This is a genomic window from Lewinellaceae bacterium (genome assembly GCA_020636135.1).
In the GTDB taxonomy this organism is placed as follows: Bacteria; Bacteroidota; Bacteroidia; order Chitinophagales; family Saprospiraceae; genus JAGQXC01.
Genome location: JACJYK010000001.1, coordinates 3,882,403 through 3,899,298 on the forward strand (window position 1 = coordinate 3,882,403; position 16,896 = coordinate 3,899,298).

Here is a 16,896-nt window from a genome sequence, read left to right on the forward strand (position 1 = left end):
ATTAATTCACCTTCACCATGCGTTTATTCAATACGCCTTGCTCCGTTTCCAGTTGATAGAACAGTACTCCCCTCACTTCCGGGATGCTACCAGCTTCCAGTGTAATCAGATGATTTCCTCCTGAATAACTACCGGTCACCCGGTAGAGCTCCTTACCTGTCACATCCATGATCTTCAGCGTGGCTGTCATGCTTTCCGGCAACCAGAAGCCGATCTTCGTCTCCCCACTGAACGGGTTCGGCGTATTCTGATACAGTTCAGGCGTCTTTATCCCTTCACCCTTTACCTTTTGCCCCGGAGATGCTACTCCGGATCCCGACTCTGTCAATGGACTGCTGTCCTGGCAGGCATTACCGGTGTTGTCCTGCAGCAACAACGTCGTTGTGCAGAAGTCCTTGTTACCCGCTTCGTCGATCACCCAGATCTCCACTTCGATCTCCTGGGAACGTCCGTCTGGGATGTCCGCACAGGTGAAGGTTATGCTTGGTGTCTCTCCGTCTTCCGTGAAGCTCAGGATCAGGTTATCGGCTGTCGTACAGTTGTCGTAGCTGCCCGCATCAAAGTCCGTAGCCCATACCTCGACCTCGCCCGAAGGACTCATCACCACTGTAGCGATGCCATGGTAGCAATAAGGAGTTGGGTTCTTGCAGTCTCTGATCGTGAAGGTTGTATAACAGCTGTCCTCGTTTCCGCAGCGGTCCTTACCTACCAGCCAGACACCATAGGTGCCTACCGCCAGTTCTGCTGTTAATTCATGGCCTTGTCCGTAAGCTACCGGAGTGGTCTCATCGGCCAATACCGTGTAGCGGTACTGGATCTCATCTTCAGCCGCACAATTATCCGTGCCCGAAGCCAGTAATTCGTACCGTACCGTCGCTGCATCGCAGTTGTTGTCCAGGATGCAGGTCTCAGCCAGCTCATTGCATACAATCACCGGCGCTTCGTCGTCGATCACCTTGATCACCTGCAGGTACGTCATGTAACCATCGCCGTCATCCTTCAGGTTGCGGTGGATGCAGCATCTGCTCTCACTCGCTACCAACCGGTCGTCGACGATCACATCCGGATAGCGGCTGTGCAGGTCCGGTGAATAAACACACCAGTCGATCAGCTTCCATGTCCTTAAGATCTTATAGCAGCCTTCCGTCACATCGTAGCGCTCATCCGAGTACGTCACCCCGATCAGCTCACAGTCGTCGTCGCTGATCTCCGGATAACCCGCTCCCGTGCGGTCTGCTGCCAGATTGGCCTGGTCGGTGCAGTTCACCACTACATCTGCCGGGAAGATCACTTCAAAGTCGGAACGTGGTTTGACATACAGCGTCTGCGTGTCGTACGCTGTGTTGCCACATTTGTCGGTAGCCGTCACCATCTTGGTCAGCGTCCCTACCCCACATTCGTTCAGGCTGCCACTGTATTCCACTTCCGTTTCCGGCGCCCAGCAGTTGTCCGTGATCACCCAGTCTTCCGCCGTCTCATCAAAGTAGCTTTGTGGATCCGGGTGTCCACCGTCCGGGTTGTCGTATTTATCCAGCATCAGCCACAGCCGGCAGTAGATCGGCTGCCAGTTGTGATCGTGATACCAGTAACTGTATTCATCGCAGTTGACGCCGCCGGCATAACTGTATTCCCCGCAGACCGAGCCACCGTAGTAGCCGAAGTCCCCGCCATCCCACGGGATCTCAACGCAGCAGGCTGTGGTATTGTTGTCAACTTCTGCGCTTGGCAACGCCGGTTTAGGATCGGAAACAAAGGGATCGGTACAATAGCTGGTGAGCACATCCTCATTCCAGCACACATCATGGGTAAACTGTGCCCCGTAGCCCTGGATGATGTTTGTTTTGGATCCGCCTGCATAGCTCTTTGTGAGTTCCCAATAATATGGAACACCATCGCAATAAACGGTTACATCCTCAGGCGCTACTACCACTGGCGGAGTCTTGTCGTCCTTGCGCACTTCAATCATGCAGTCGCTGTATTTCACGGGCGTGTAATAGAGCGATTTTAAATTCAAATTCTTGGTAATCTCCGCTTCCGTCCGGTAAGGTTCAAATACCCTTTTCCTCCAATCATTGATGGCATCATTGGTCGTTAGCACCCAATCGCAAAGGTTCCAGGATGCGGGAACAAGTATTTCAGTTAAAAATGGCGCTATGTATTCAAATCGTGAGCCACTTGACGTAAATAAATTACAAGCGGAATAACCTCCCTCAGTAAGTTCAGGATTGCTATCGATGTGTTCAAAGATATGGGTCCTCGGATTAACCGGAATATCAAATCCGAAATTTCCATCATCGCAAACAAATCGATATCGAGGGTTGCCATAATGGATGTATTCATCCAATTTCCACAAATAGTTAATCAGAAATAATGGGGAATGATTAAACCAATACCATTGATGTTCCCCTCCGAAAAAGGTATGCGGGTCATAGGCAGGAAGGCCACAAGCTTCATACACCCGCAGGACCAACTGCTCACTGCCACATTCTGTCACATCAATGTAATCGTCGAAAACGTAAGAATTGATCCAATCTTCAATGAAGGCATCATATCCCTCTTTGTTGGCATTATAGTCGCTTTCACCAAAACAATTAAGGAAGTATTCGTGCCAGTAGTTGTCCCAGTAGGTCACGCTGTCCATATTGGCCACCGCAAAATGCAATTGATCACAACAGTTGTCGTGGCTGCCATCGTCCAGGTCTTTTGCATAAACCCGGGCCCAGCATTGTTGTGGGTCCAGGGTCACTTGCGTAATCTCATCGCATACCGGAACCGGCGGTGTATTGTCGTATACATAGACCATTTGCCAGATTTTAAACTCATTCCAACACCGGTCACGAATGGTCCATAATACCGGATGCAATCCAGCAGGAAGGTATAAATGTCCTCCGTCAATATCGTAATTACCCTGTATATACAACTCTTTTCCCGGGTGTCCGGGATCACTGTAACTCACTTCGTAGTACAGCTCCAGCTCGTCATCGCATTCGTAATACGTGTATTGCCCTGGGCTCCGCTCCACGAATTCTCGCACGTCAGGGAGTTGCACTCCTGCCTTACAGTCATGGGGATCTGCATTAACATTGATATTTTTAGCTTCCGGAAATACGAAAGGGCTGCTGTTGAGTTTATTAAAGTCGATAATGTCCGGATAATACCGCCTGGCATCATCCAACATGGAGGTCATCACCCGGGGTGGAAAATGGTCCTCGACGATAAACCACTGCACGCAGGTCGTATCGCCACCTCCGCACCAGTCATATACATGCCAGGTCCTGCGGATTTTATACGCTTTTCCACAGGTGGGTATCAGGTGGTCATCGTAGTCAAAGACGATCTGACATTTTCCACTGTTGGTAAAGTCAGGTCCGGCATCCGACCGCCCGGGTAATAAATAGCCCGGATCCTGCCCCGGTTGTGTACTCTTCAGATAAGGGGCCGGAAAAACTCCAGCAGCATTGGTGGGCCAGGGGTGGGCATAGCCCTGAGCATCCAGATACGTGTCCCCTTTCGCGCCGCTGTTCCATAGCAGATCCACCCAGGTCCCGTTTGGAAGTTGGCGCACCAGATTGCACTCGATCACGGTGTCCGGGCCGCAGACCAGGCTGTCGATGGTCTCTTTGCGTACAAACAGCGTATCCCGGCATTCCATGTAGTTGCCCCACACATCAGTCGCACGTACCCTCCGAGCCAGGTATCCAATGAACTCCCGGTCATCACAGCCAAGGTCTGTCCACTGCTTTTCCAGGACTTCTTCTTTTGAGGGATAGTCCGTACAGGGATTGGTAATGACAACCAGATCTTCATGTTCACCCATCTGCAAACAGCTGATGGTATCATTCACACATAAAAGCTGTGGAGGTAATTTATTCTCTACATGGATAACCCCCCAGCATTTATTTCCAGTCTCAATCTCCTGGACAACATAGGTCAACTCACGACCGGCATGATCCAGACTTAATAAATTGCCTGAAATGGTTTGCCCGGTTCGTGGATCAGTAAGAAAGCAGTTATAGCGGTCAATGCAGCCTGCTCCCGATGTGATTAAAACATCGCGGGCTGTTACCAGCCGCGAACATTCCTGCCCCAGGCTAATGGTTACCTGGTCATGGCAGGCAAGACCTGCAGCCGCCCGTTTGGCCGTATTCTGAATTGGGTTCACAGAGCCGTTCTCTATGACCGTTATCGAAAAGCGGCAGGTATCACTAAACCCAAACGGATCGGTCAATACGACTTCATTGGCAGTTGTTCCGATAGGAAATGGGGTTCCTGGTAACTGTCCGCTGATCAGGTCGAGAAAGGACAAGCAGGAGTCTTCTACAGCATAGGAGGGTAACATCACTTCGCAACCAAATGGATCGAGGTTGATAATCGTATCATTTGGACACGTCAAATTGCAAACGTAGGGAGAACAAAGCGCTCTCGTATCAATAAAGGCGGACTGAGTCAGACTACGCATACAGCCATCCATATCGGTGATGGTCAGTGTAACATCGAAGCTATCAAGGCTTGTATAGGTATGGGAAGGATTTTGTATGGTTGATGAACTTCCGTCACCGAAATCCCACAGCCAATCGGTGATTGAAGCGTTAGACATCGTTAAGTCTGTAAATTGGACCATCAGTGAACCACAGGACTGGGTGGTATCTGCACTAAAAGCCACATCAGGACCAATCACCTGCACATAATTGGTTTTGATTTTATAATCCGAACAACCAAAAGAGTTAAAGACAGTAAGTGTGACGGTATAATCTCCGGGTGTTTCATATGTGTGGGAAGGGTTTGGCAAATCTGAACTGCCACCATCTCCAAAATCCCATACCCACCGGATCGCCGGATAATTGCTAAAGGCTGTAATTGTATCATCAAAATTCACGGTTAATGGGCCACATCCGGAAAGGGGGAATGCCGAAAAATCCGCAAATAACCCTCCAACAAGAACGGAGTCCGAAAAAGCGGATTGGCAACCATTGACCGTATCGGTCACCGTCAAGGCTACCCTAAACGCTCCATATGAAGTATAGGTATGAATGGGGTTTTGAGCGGTGGAGGTATTGCCATCACCAAAGTCCCAAAACCACGTATCAGGCAAAATAGAGTAATCGGTAAAAAATACTGTATGAGGGGTGCTGAATCCACAATCCGGATTTACGGTAAATCTGGCAATGGGCTGAGTGACTACAATCAGGTCGGGTTTGGTGATCATCTCAGAGCAGGAACCGTTGGACACGGTTAAAATAACCGAGAAAGTCCCGGTATCCTGGTAGATATGCAATGGATTTTGGACGGTTGAGGTGTCTCCATCTCCGAAATCCCATAGGTAGCTGGTCGCGCCGGTTGCCATAGCTGCAAACTGGATGGGATTACCATTGCACTGATCAGTCTTATCCACCGTAAAATCCGGATCAAGTCCACAATCAAATGCTTGAATAGAGAAGGAAGAATCAACAATACAAGGGCTGGTCACATTGACGTCGGCAACCTGTATCGAATAATTACCGGGAGGTAAACTGGTGAAACTCCCCGTACCATTCATTGCATTCACCGGGCCTGATAGTGTAAAAGTGATCGGTGTATAGGTGCTTACTGCCGAAACCATCAATGTACCATCATTGGCACCGGGAGCTGATTCATTGGATACAATTAATGGATCCACCCTCAAATCACAGGCGGGTATAATCACCATTGCACAGGATGAATCGGTTCCACATTCATTGGTAACTGTAGAACAAACCTTGTAAACTCCATTTGAGCTAAACGTGTGGGTTGGATTCTGTTGCGTGGATATATTACCGTCTCCAAAATCCCACAACCAAGAGGAAGGAGTTTCGGTAGAAAGGTCGACAAAATTAACCATGGAACCGCTCCCGGAAAAACTTAAAATGGACTCAGGGTTCGGGCAGGTAACAATGACCGTATGGCAAACTGAATCCACTGTGGAAGCGTCAAGTACTGTCAAACAAACCTTATAGGTCCCTGGGTTTGCGTAATTGTAAGAAGGATTTTGTTGGGTGGAGGTATTCCCATCACCAAAATCCCACAACCAACTGGTAGGAGGTCCGGCGGATGTGTCAGTAAATGTTACGGATAAATGAGACGTAGTAAAATAATATCCGGCATCTACTGCTGGTTGAATGGCAGGAATGGCACGGATGATGGTGGAACCATTTGTATTTAAATCTGCAGAATGATCGGATTCCGGTGAACGATTGGGACTCGAAAAATGGGTAAATAAAATGAAGGAAATCAATCCCAGTACATATAAATGCTTCATGGTTGTCGGTATTATCATACCGCGATCATGCCACCTAATCAGGTTTGGCAGTCGAGCGGTAGGTTAATACTGGTGAAGATAAAAAGAATATTATATTAGACAAATTCACATATAATTCATTCTAATGTATAACTGCCTGATGGAATGGTCCGGGATGGCATTAATTATAGTACGAGCAATATTAACCGCTAAGTAAAAATAAGGATATATCGTTGTTGGTTATATCAGGATCCTGTAATACTTCCCGTCACGGACTGGCGCACATTATGCTGATCACTGCTTATTCCGTTGGTATTTATGCAAAAGGGCACATAGTTGACTATGTGCCCTTTTGATTATAATGAGGTCAAAGGTTAATATGTTTTCAGCATTTACACATCAAAGCTAAAGCTTTGTCAGCATTCTACTGACGATAGGCAAAGCTTTGTCAGCATTCATTAATTCACCTTCACCATGCGCTTATTCAATACCCCTTTTTCCGTTTCTACTGACGCTCCCTGCGGTCGGTCAGCACCGGTCAGCATTGGTTAATTCACTTTGACCATCCGTTTATTGAGAACACCTGAAATTGTCTCCAATTGGTAGAATAACACCCCTTTCACTTCGGGGATACTACCAGCTTCCAGCGTAATCAAATGATTACCACCCGAATAAGTTCCGCTTACCCGGTAGAGCTCTTTACCCGTCACGTCCATGATCTTCAACGTGGCTGTCATGCTTTCCGGCAGCCAGAATCCGATCTTCGTCTCCCCACTGAATGGGTTCGGCGTGTTCTGGTATAGCTCTGGCGTCCTTACCCCTTCTCCCTTTACCTTTTGTCCCGGAGATGCTACTCCGGATCCCGACTCCGTCAACGGGCTGCTGTCCTGGCAGGCATTTCCGGTGTTGTCCTGCAGCAATAAGGTTGTCGTGCAGAAGTCCTTGTTACCGGCCTCATCGATGACCCAGATCTCCACTTCAATCTCCTGAGAACGTCCATCCGGGATATCGGCACAGGTATAGGTCCAGCTCGGTGTCTCACCATCTTCAGTAAAGCTGAAAATTAACTTATCAGCATAAGTACAATTATCGTAACTGCCCGCATCGAAATCTGTAGCCCAGATCTCCACCTCGCCCGAAGGACTCATCACCACCGTAGCGATGCCATGGTAACAATAAGGCGTTGGGTTCTTGCAGTCTCTTATCGTAAATGTCGTATAACAGCTGTCCTCATTGCCACAGCGGTCCTTACCTACCAGCCAGACGCCATAAGTGCCTACCGCCAGTTCTGCTGTTAATTCATGACCTTGTCCATACGCTACCGGCGTGGTCTCATCCGCCAATACCGTGTAGCGGTATTGGATCTCATCTTCAGCAGCACAGTTGTCCGTGCCTGAAGCCAGCAACTCGTACCGTACCGTCGCTGCATCGCAGTTGTTGTCCAGGATGCAGGTCTCTTCCAGCTCATTGCATACGATCACCGGTGCTTCGTCGTCGATCACCTTGATCACCTGCAGATAGGTCATGTATCCATCACCGTCATCCTTCAGGTTGCGGTGGATGCAGCATCTGCTCTCACTCGCTACCAACCGGTCGTCGACGATCACATCCGGATAGCGGCTGTGGAGGTCCGGTGAATAAACACACCAGTCGATCAGCTTCCACGTCCGCAGGATCTTGTAGCAGCCTTCCGTCACATCGTAGCGCTCATCCGAGTACGTCACCCCAATCAGCTCACAGTCGTCGTCGCTGATCTCCGGATAACCTGCTCCCGTGCGGTCTGCTGCCAGGCTGGCCTGGTCTGTGCAGTTCACCACCACATCTGCCGGGAAGATCACCTCAAAGTCGGAGCGCGGCTTCACATACAGCGTCTGCGTGTCGTATGCCGTGTTACCACACTTGTCGGTGGCCGTCACGGTCTTGGTCAGCGTCCCTACCCCACATTCGTTCAGGCTGCCACTGTATTCCACTTCCGTTTCCGGTGCCCAGCAGTTGTCCGTGATCACCCAGTCTTCCGCCGTCTCGTCAAAGTAACTTTGCGGATTGGGATGTCCACCGTCCGGGTTGTCGTATTTATCCAGCATCAGCCACAAGCGGCAGTAGATCGGCTGCCAGTTGTGATCGTGGTACCAGTAGCTATATTCATCGCAGTTCACGCCGCCGGCATAACTGTATTCCCCGCAGACCGAGCCTCCGTAGTAACCGAAGTCTCCGCCATCCCAGGGGATCTCAACGCAACACACCGGTCCTTCAGCAAGGTCTCCGGATGTATTTATTCCCGCCGGATAAACGTCAGGACTGGAACAATACGTCTGCAAGGCATCCTCTCCTTCACATACATCATGCGTAAAGGAGGCGCCATGCCCATTCACTGTGGCGGTTTTGGTACCTCCGGCATAGCTCTTCGTCAGCGTCCACCAGTAAGGTACGCCATCGCAGTACACCGTGACATCTTCAGGAGCTACAACCACTGGAGGTGTCTTGTCGTCTTTACGCACTTCAATCATGCAATCGCTGTAGAGGTGTGGGAAGTGCCACCGTTTATTATCAGATAATGAAAACGATATTAAAGACTCTTCACGATATGGATTGAATACACGATTTTGCCACTCGATCTTATCCGCTTCAGTCGTAAGGAGATACCCACATGTGCGGCTTGGATACGTGCCGTGCGTTTTATATACAGGTTCTAGCAGACACACCTGAAATGGATTATTCCAATAATTTTGATTGGAAGTTTTCCATACTTCGATATCACATTTGAAGCTTGCCCGTGGATCCCCGTAGTGCACATAATCATCCAATCGCCAGAAATACCATTGTAAGAAGTTTTGCGAAAGATTCCACCAATACCATTCATGTTCCCCGCCATAGAAGGTATGTGGATCGTATTCAGGCACGTCACAAGCCTCATACACCCTCAATACCAGTTGCTCACTTCCGCATTCCGTGACGTCGATGTAATCATCAAACACAAATACATTAATCCATTCCTCAATGGCTTCATCGATATCATCACGATAATGATGGTAATCGTATGGATCGAGGCAATCCTCAAAATAGCTGGTCCAATAATCTCTCCAGTAGGTGATAGAATCCATGCTGGCCACTGCAAAATGAAGTTTATCACAACAATTATCGTGGCTGCCGTCGTCCAGGTCTTTCGCATAAACACAGGCCCAGCATTCTTTCGGATCAAGGGTCACCTGCGTGATCTCGTCGCATACCGGTGTTGGTGGCGTCACATCTTCCACAAAAGCGCGTTGCCAGATGGTAAATTCATTCCAACAGCGGTCGCGGATGGTCCAGAGAATGTAATGCCAGCCGGCAGGCAGGTAGAGATGACCACCGTCCTTATCGTAATCGCCCTGCTGTGTGATCTGCTTGCCCGGATGGCTGGGATCGGAATAGCTCACCTCGTAATACAACGTCAGTTCATCATCACATTCATAGGCGTAGGATTTACCAGGACGCCGCTCAACGTAATTGCGCACGTCGGCCAGTTGCAATCCAGCCTTGCAGTCGTGTGGATCTGCTGCTACATACAAATCTTTTGACTCACTCAAAATGTATCGGGTCGTATTGGCCAGATCCGGCGGTAGCAATTTGATATTACCCAGCATTTCCTCCATGACGAAAGGCGGGGTATGATCCTGGACCTTAAACCACTGCACGCAAGTCGTATCGCGACCTCCACACCAATCATAGATGTGCCAGGTCCGGCGGATCTTGTATGCCTTGCCACAAGTAGGTATCACATGATCTTCATATTCAAAGACGATCTGACACTTGCCCGAGTTGGCAAAGTCAGGTCCGGCATCGGTATGTTTGGGTAATAAATAGCCCGGTTCCTGGCCTGGTTGAGTACTCTTCAGATAGGGCGCTGGGAATATACCATTATCATCCGTAGGCCACGGGTGTGCATAACCCTGGTCATCCAGGTAAGTATATCCATTCTTTCCACTTTGCCATAATACATCCACCCAGGTACCATTCGATAATTGATGCTGCAGGTTGCAGTCCACTAACGTGTCCGGGCCGCAGATCAGGCTATCGATGGTCTCCTTGCGCACGAACAAGGTATCCCGGCACTCTCTGAAATTGCCCCAGGCATCGGTAGCCCGGACTTTTCTGGCCATATAGCCGATGAACTCCCGGTCATCACAGCCCAGGTCCGTCCATTGTTTTTCCAGTACTTCCATCCTCGCCGGATACATCTGGCAATTGTCCTCCAGCAATACGAGATCTATCTTCGCATCCATTTCCAGGCAGCTGATGGTATCGTTCTGACAGATGATCTGTGGCGGGAATTTCTCCTCAATCTTGGCCTTGCTCCAGCATACGTTATTGGTCACTATGTTGCGTACGGAGATGGTCAGGGTCTGACCGGCATAATCACCGGTCACCGGATTGGGCACATCATTACCCCACATATCCTTGATGCTCGTGACTTCCCAGAAGCACAAAGCGATGCACTCAAAACTGACTCCATTGAGTATCATGCCCGGATTGATCAATACCTGACAGTCAGAGCCAAGGCTGATGTTGACCATATCCTGGCATGTCGGTTCGTCTTTCCAGCAGGGAGGGATCCTCGTCGAATCGTTACCGGTGCCGCGGTCAGCAAAGTCCTCTGGGTTCAGCGTTTCAGGATAGATACCGGCATCTGAGCTATCGTAGGTGATCATGGGCAACAGGGACGCATCCAGTATTGTGTTTCCTGCATTATCATTGGCCCGTCCCATACCAAGTACCTGATTAGCCAGGCTATCACACAGCAAACCGCCGGCATCCGGATCGATCTCCACCCGCAGGACTACTTCGAATCCTTCTCCCGGAAAGACCAACGTACCCGGACTCGATATGACCAGATTTTGATTGGGTGCCATACCGGAATAAGAAGGATTCACAGCGGGTGGTATGGAAGCCGTATTGTTCTCTATGGTAACCGATACCGCCTGTACAAAATATGGTCCGAAAGAAGCCGAAAGGTCTTCATTCAGGACGATGCTATCCAGAGGCGTATTACCTGTATTTTCAAAATAAATGCGGTAAACCGCGTCGAAATTCCCCTGAACTCCACTCAGCGGCCGGTATACTTTCTCGATTTTTTTGGCAATGTTCAGTATGGGCAGCGTCACCAGCGTCGGATCATTTTCCATGCCGGAATCACCCAATGCTCCTGCATTCCGGTTCTCCGGATCCCATCCTGTATCTGAGGTATCCACGGTCATACCCACCTGGCTGTCGCCCATTGCAATGGCCTGATTGAGCAGGGTCGTATAACTGGGATTGGCGATCGCATTGGGATTGGTCAATAACGTGTAACGGATGTCCAGAAATTCATCCCGGTCAAGCGTATCGTTTTCCATGCTTCCATCAATCACTTTCGGGAAAGCCATGATGGTAGGCGATACGGTGGCTGGCAACTGGTCTACCGGAGCGCCATGAATGATCTGTGGAGGTACGACCAGCGAAGGTGCATTAATGACACTTACCAGCGTAGCTCCCAGATTGGTCGTTACCGGATCGGTCACCATGATGTCATAGATGGGCACATTGCCTTTATTCTTTACCAGCAACTGGAAATCAACCAATACATCACCCGGGTTGGTACCCTGATTGTAGGGTCTTACCGCCAGGATCTGCTTCGAGATGTTGATGTCCACCAGGTTGAGCGGTGTCGGATCGTTACAATCCCCACTGCCGTTGGATGTTAACTCATTGCGTCCGTAATCCGAAGTATCAAATACCATGGCGGCAAATACCGGATCACGACCTGTCGCGATGGCTTGATTGTATAGGGTATCAGGTGCTCCGGCAGCATTCGGGTTGACCATGATCCGCATGCACAATATGATGCTGTCACCGGCAGGAATGGTGACCCCGCTGGAGCTGAGGAAAATGGAGTCGTTCGCCACACCATCATAAGCTGGGTTGGCGCTGTATGCCGGAGATGCCGGATACGTTATATCAATCTGGGGAAGTCCCATAGAAGCCATATAACCTGTCCCAAGCAGAGCCGGGTCGTCCAGGTTGTCGTAGAGGGTCAAGTGATCCATGGCTACGTTGCCGGTATTGGCTATTTTCATTTTATACATCACCTGGAAATTGCCGACCGAATCCGGTGGCGTCATGACCAGGTAAACACTGTCCACCCATTTGACTACGTCAATGGAAGGCAGGAAATAGGGTGTTGCCGACATGCTGTCCGGAAAAGCCATGGTTCCAACATTGGAAACATCCGACACCATCAGGCCGGTCGTACGCCCGGTAGCTGTACTGTAAGCATAATTATCGCCCGGAGCCGGTGCGGTATTCGGTTGAAAGGTTACTGCAAACACCAGGGTGTCGCAATCCCCGGGGGCCATTGCATCACCAGAATAGCTGACATAAATTGCGGTAGTTGTACCACTGATACCCGCTCCGGTAAAAGTTAAATCATCGTCGTAAGTAAACGTCGGTAAATAGATAGAGGAAACCGGATCACATTCTGAATCAGGAAACCGGAAGGTATCCCGTATTTCAATACCATCCAGGGTATCCAGGCCTATATTGCAGGCGGTCAAAGAAAACCAGGCCCGGCTGTGTCCATCGGCCAGTACGGTCACGCTGTCAAAGGACTTAGCCACCGCAAAGTCAGTAAACGGGGGTATGTCAGCCTGAAACATGCCACGACCATGGGATGCAGCAGTGAAAACACCATCTGCAGAACGTGCATTAAGCATATCAATGCGGGTATTAGCCAAGCCACCATTGGTAGGTCCCCAAACCGTACTTCCACCATTGATGAAGTTGGTAGACCAGACACCTACCTCGGTACCGACAAATGCAATGAAATCTACCCCTGGATAGAGTGTGATCCAACGGATAGGCATATCCGGCAAATTACCTTCTATGGAGGTCCAGTTGGATCCTCCGTCACGCGATTCCCAGACGCTGTTGATTCCATAATTGGAGAAGGTCATCAGGATGTGGTTTTCATCCCCGACTTCAACCTCAATATTGGATACATATCCACCACCCGGAGGGCTTATTACGGTACCGGCAATAGTACCACCTGCTGCAGTCGATGCATTGTCAACCCGAACGATGGCCCCGTTATCGGTACCAAAATAGACCCGGTCATTGACGTTAGGCGATACTTCCACGGCACTGATGATGTGTCCATTCGGAATCTGGGACACCATCCCGGAATCCCGGACATTGGTATTGCCCACATCACGGATCATGGTATACCATTGGGTACGGTAAGAGCCAAAAAGCACATTGTTGATATCGTCGTAATCCGTTGGGTTGATGAACATGCCGTTGGGTCTACCTGAAAGAGGAAAATTGACGTTCGTCTTGGTACCCCAGGAATCGTTGGTAACCTGGTAGCGGTTATAGGTAGTGGCTCCGACCTGGATAGCCGGTTGATCCTGATCGATATGGGCAAATCCGCCATCCCCACCCGTTACATTAACGGTAGGTTCTATACCGGTCATGTCAAAGTACTGCGTCCCGTTATCCTGTGTTCCTCCAATGATGATATTCGAACCGGCGCCGGGATCCTGATCCGTGGAGTAGAACTGGGTGATATTCAGATCGTTGCCTTTAAACATGATGGCGGGTGCCAGGTTAAATCCGGTTACATTATACCCGGTGTAAAATCCGCCATCATTGCCAAAAAACATAAAGTAGGCACTACGGCCATTGGTGTTGTAATTGGGATCATACACCAGTTCAATGGCATGATGGTCGGCGTGCACCGTTTGAAATCCACCAACCCCAACCCATGAACTGATCTGGAAGAACGTGTTACCACCGTCAACACTTTCCATAAGGTCCACACCGCCTATAAACAAGCGGGTATCACTGTTTGGATCCACTGCACAAATCAGGTCGTACCAGGCTTGTCCCCGGGTAAACTCAATGGTGTTGCCATTATCATTAATGGTCGGTACTGGCAGGGAGGTCCAATTGTTGCCGCCATCGGTCGTGGTATAAATGCCCATACAGGAGGCCGGGGTCCCGGAACTTTCAAACAAAGCATATAACCGGTTGGCATTGCTTGGGGCTACCGCTAATTCGATCCGCTCATAGCCGGTCGTAGGTAGTCCGTTGGAGCCATTGTTAAGGAAAGTCCAGGTGGCGCCGCCATCCGTGGATCGGTAAATGCCATCTGTAAAGCCAGTTCCTATCCCAACTGCTGCATAAATGTCACCATCCGCCGCGATTTCAATATCAGCTACGCGATTGGTTGGAAATTTGGGATTCATAGTACCCAGGATAGTCGAGGTAGCCAAAATATTACCCCAGGTCATACCGCCGTCACTGGAGTATTGCAGTCCTGCCCCGCGGGTGGCGGCGAAGATGTTACCACCAGCGTCAACTTTAATTTTCTGAACAAAAAAGAAACTGTTGTTATTCGTGGAAGCCAGCTGGCTGAAGGTTAAGCCGCCATCGGTTGATTTCCAGATCCCCAGACCCTGGATGGCATCCGAATTAAACCAGCCTTCTCCGGTACCGAAGTAGATGGTGGACGGATTACTGGGATCCTGGGCCAAACTTGACACGGCAATGTTGTCAAAGAAATCGTTGATTTTATTCCAGGTCGGGGTCGCTGCCTGGGCATTGGTCGTCCGCCAAACACCTCCACCAACACCTCCAACCAGTACGGTATTTCCTGTATTATCTCTGGAATCGACCAGAATGGCTCTGATACGGCCTGACACATTGGATGGGCCGCGTTCCTGCCACATCACACCTGCTACTGGTGCAGCGGAGGTGCCAGGCAATTGGGCAGTCATTTCATCACGGTAATGCATGGCATCCATCAGACGCTCCTTGGGGATTTCATTCATGGAAAGATCCCTCGTCTTCATGAATTCCATGTAGGCAATATCCTCCGAACGCTGTTGCTCATTTTCATCCTCTTCGTCCTCATATTCGCCCTCTTCATGCTCCCATTCTTTTGGGATCAATTGGTCTTCAAGCTTTTCCCAATGGGAAGCAACCCATACTCCACCTATGAGTGCAGTGGCCAGTACCCAAAACTTATATCCAAAAAAATGAGCGTAAAGCTTTTTCATAGACTACGTCTTTTCAGTTTGGTTTAAAACCAATCACCAAGATGATCCTATGATAAATACTAGAAAATGCCGTGTGAATTTATTTACAGTCACACACAGTACTTGTGCATGCTACCTGAAGATGGTAATTCTGCACTTCCTGACAGGAGAGAAGGTTCATACTCGGTTGGTCGGTTATTTATACACATATATCCAACACCCTTTGGTGCTGGAATACACTTCCACGAAACTACATAATTACCTATAGACAGCCAAAGACAACAGTAAAATTTTATATATATCAAAATTTTTAATACCAAAACCGGCCCATGTTCTGGCACATGTACAAGCTATTGGCTAAAAATCCCAATTTTTCACGAAAGAATCAGGTCGCCTGTAGCGCCTGATCCAGGTCGGCTTTCAGATCTTCAATATCCTCAACGCCCACGCTGAGACGGATCAAAGAATCCGTCAATCCGACTTTTAACCTTTCCTCACGTGGGATGGAAGCGTGTGTCATACTTGCCGGATGACCGATCAGGGATTCGACCCCACCCAATGATTCGGCCAGGGAGAAATAATGGGTACTGCTCAGCACGTGGTATGCATTTTCCAGCGTATTATTCTTCAGGTCAAAGGAGATCATTGCTCCAAATGCCCGCATCTGTTTTTTGGCAACGGCATGGCCCGGGTGTTGAGGAAGTCCGGGGTAATTCACCTGGCCAACTTTGGGATGATTCTCCAGCCAGTGTGCCAGTTCAGCGGCATTTTCGCAGGCACGCTGAACCCTGAGGTGCAACGTTTTGATACCGCGCAGAGCTAAAAAACAATCCTGAGGCCCTGGTACTGCACCGGAAGCATTCTGAATAAAATGCAACTGGTCAGCCAGTTCCTGGCTCCGGGTAATTATTGCACCCAGGATAACATCACTGTGACCTGCCAGGTATTTCGTAGCGGAATGGAGAACCAGATCGGCACCAAGGTCCAGCGGATTTTGGAGGTAGGGTGAGGCAAATGTGTTGTCCACACAGACCAGTATGTTTTTTGCTTTAGCCACTTCACACACCGCAGCAATGTCAATGATATTTAACATGGGATTCGTCGGTGTCTCCAACCAGATCAGCCTTGTAGCGGAATTGATGTTCATTGCGAATTCATCACCCCTGGACATATCCACAAATCGACCCCGGATCCCAAATTTCTCGTATATCCGTTTGATCAAGCGGTAGGAACCACCATACAAGTCATTGGTTGACAACACTTCATCACCAGGCTTAAGCAATTTCAGCACCGCATCCATGGCCGCTAATCCACTCGCATATGCAATCCCAAACTGGCCGTTCTCCAGCGATGCCAAATTATCCTCGAGGACCTTCCTCGTAGGATTCTGGGTTCGGGCATATTCAAACCCCTTATGTTTTCCAGGTGCTTCCTGGACATAGGTTGACGTCTGATAAATCGGAGTCATAATAGCTCCAGTAGTTGGGTCCGGCTCTATTCCGGCATGGATAACTTTGGTTCCGAAACGCATATTTATACAGTATTTCAGTAATTAGTAATCAGTATTCAGAAACTGGATCCAATTTACTT

General features: G+C 49.3%; 3 protein-coding genes. All 3 read right to left on the reverse strand.

Going from position 1 to position 16,896, the window contains the following annotated elements:
• Position 1: 1 nt before the first annotated feature.
• A complete protein-coding gene (locus H6570_15035) occupies positions 2 to 6,274 on the reverse strand; it encodes a PKD domain-containing protein (protein ID MCB9320595.1) in 6,273 nt (2,090 codons plus the stop codon).
• Between the two features lie 527 nt (positions 6,275 to 6,801).
• A complete protein-coding gene (locus H6570_15040; protein MCB9320596.1) occupies positions 6,802 to 15,327 on the reverse strand; it encodes a hypothetical protein in 8,526 nt (2,841 codons plus the stop codon).
• Positions 15,328 to 15,691: 364 nt separating this feature from the next.
• On the reverse strand, positions 15,692 to 16,837 hold the full coding sequence (locus tag H6570_15045; protein MCB9320597.1) for a cystathionine gamma-synthase: 1,146 nt from the start codon (positions 16,835 to 16,837) through the stop codon (positions 15,692 to 15,694).
• Positions 16,838 to 16,896 lie beyond the last annotated feature (59 nt).

What these genes read in the sequence shown, in the direction of transcription:
- H6570_15040 (MCB9320596.1), bottom strand. Translation starts at nt 15,327, where the DNA reads ATGAAAAAGCTTTACGCTCATTTTTTTGGATATAAGTTTTGGGTACTG.
- H6570_15045 (MCB9320597.1), bottom strand. Translation starts at nt 16,837, where the DNA reads ATGCGTTTCGGAACCAAAGTTATCCATGCCGGAATAGAGCCGGACCCA.
- H6570_15035 (MCB9320595.1), bottom strand. Translation starts at nt 6,274, where the DNA reads ATGAAGCATTTATATGTACTGGGATTGATTTCCTTCATTTTATTTACC.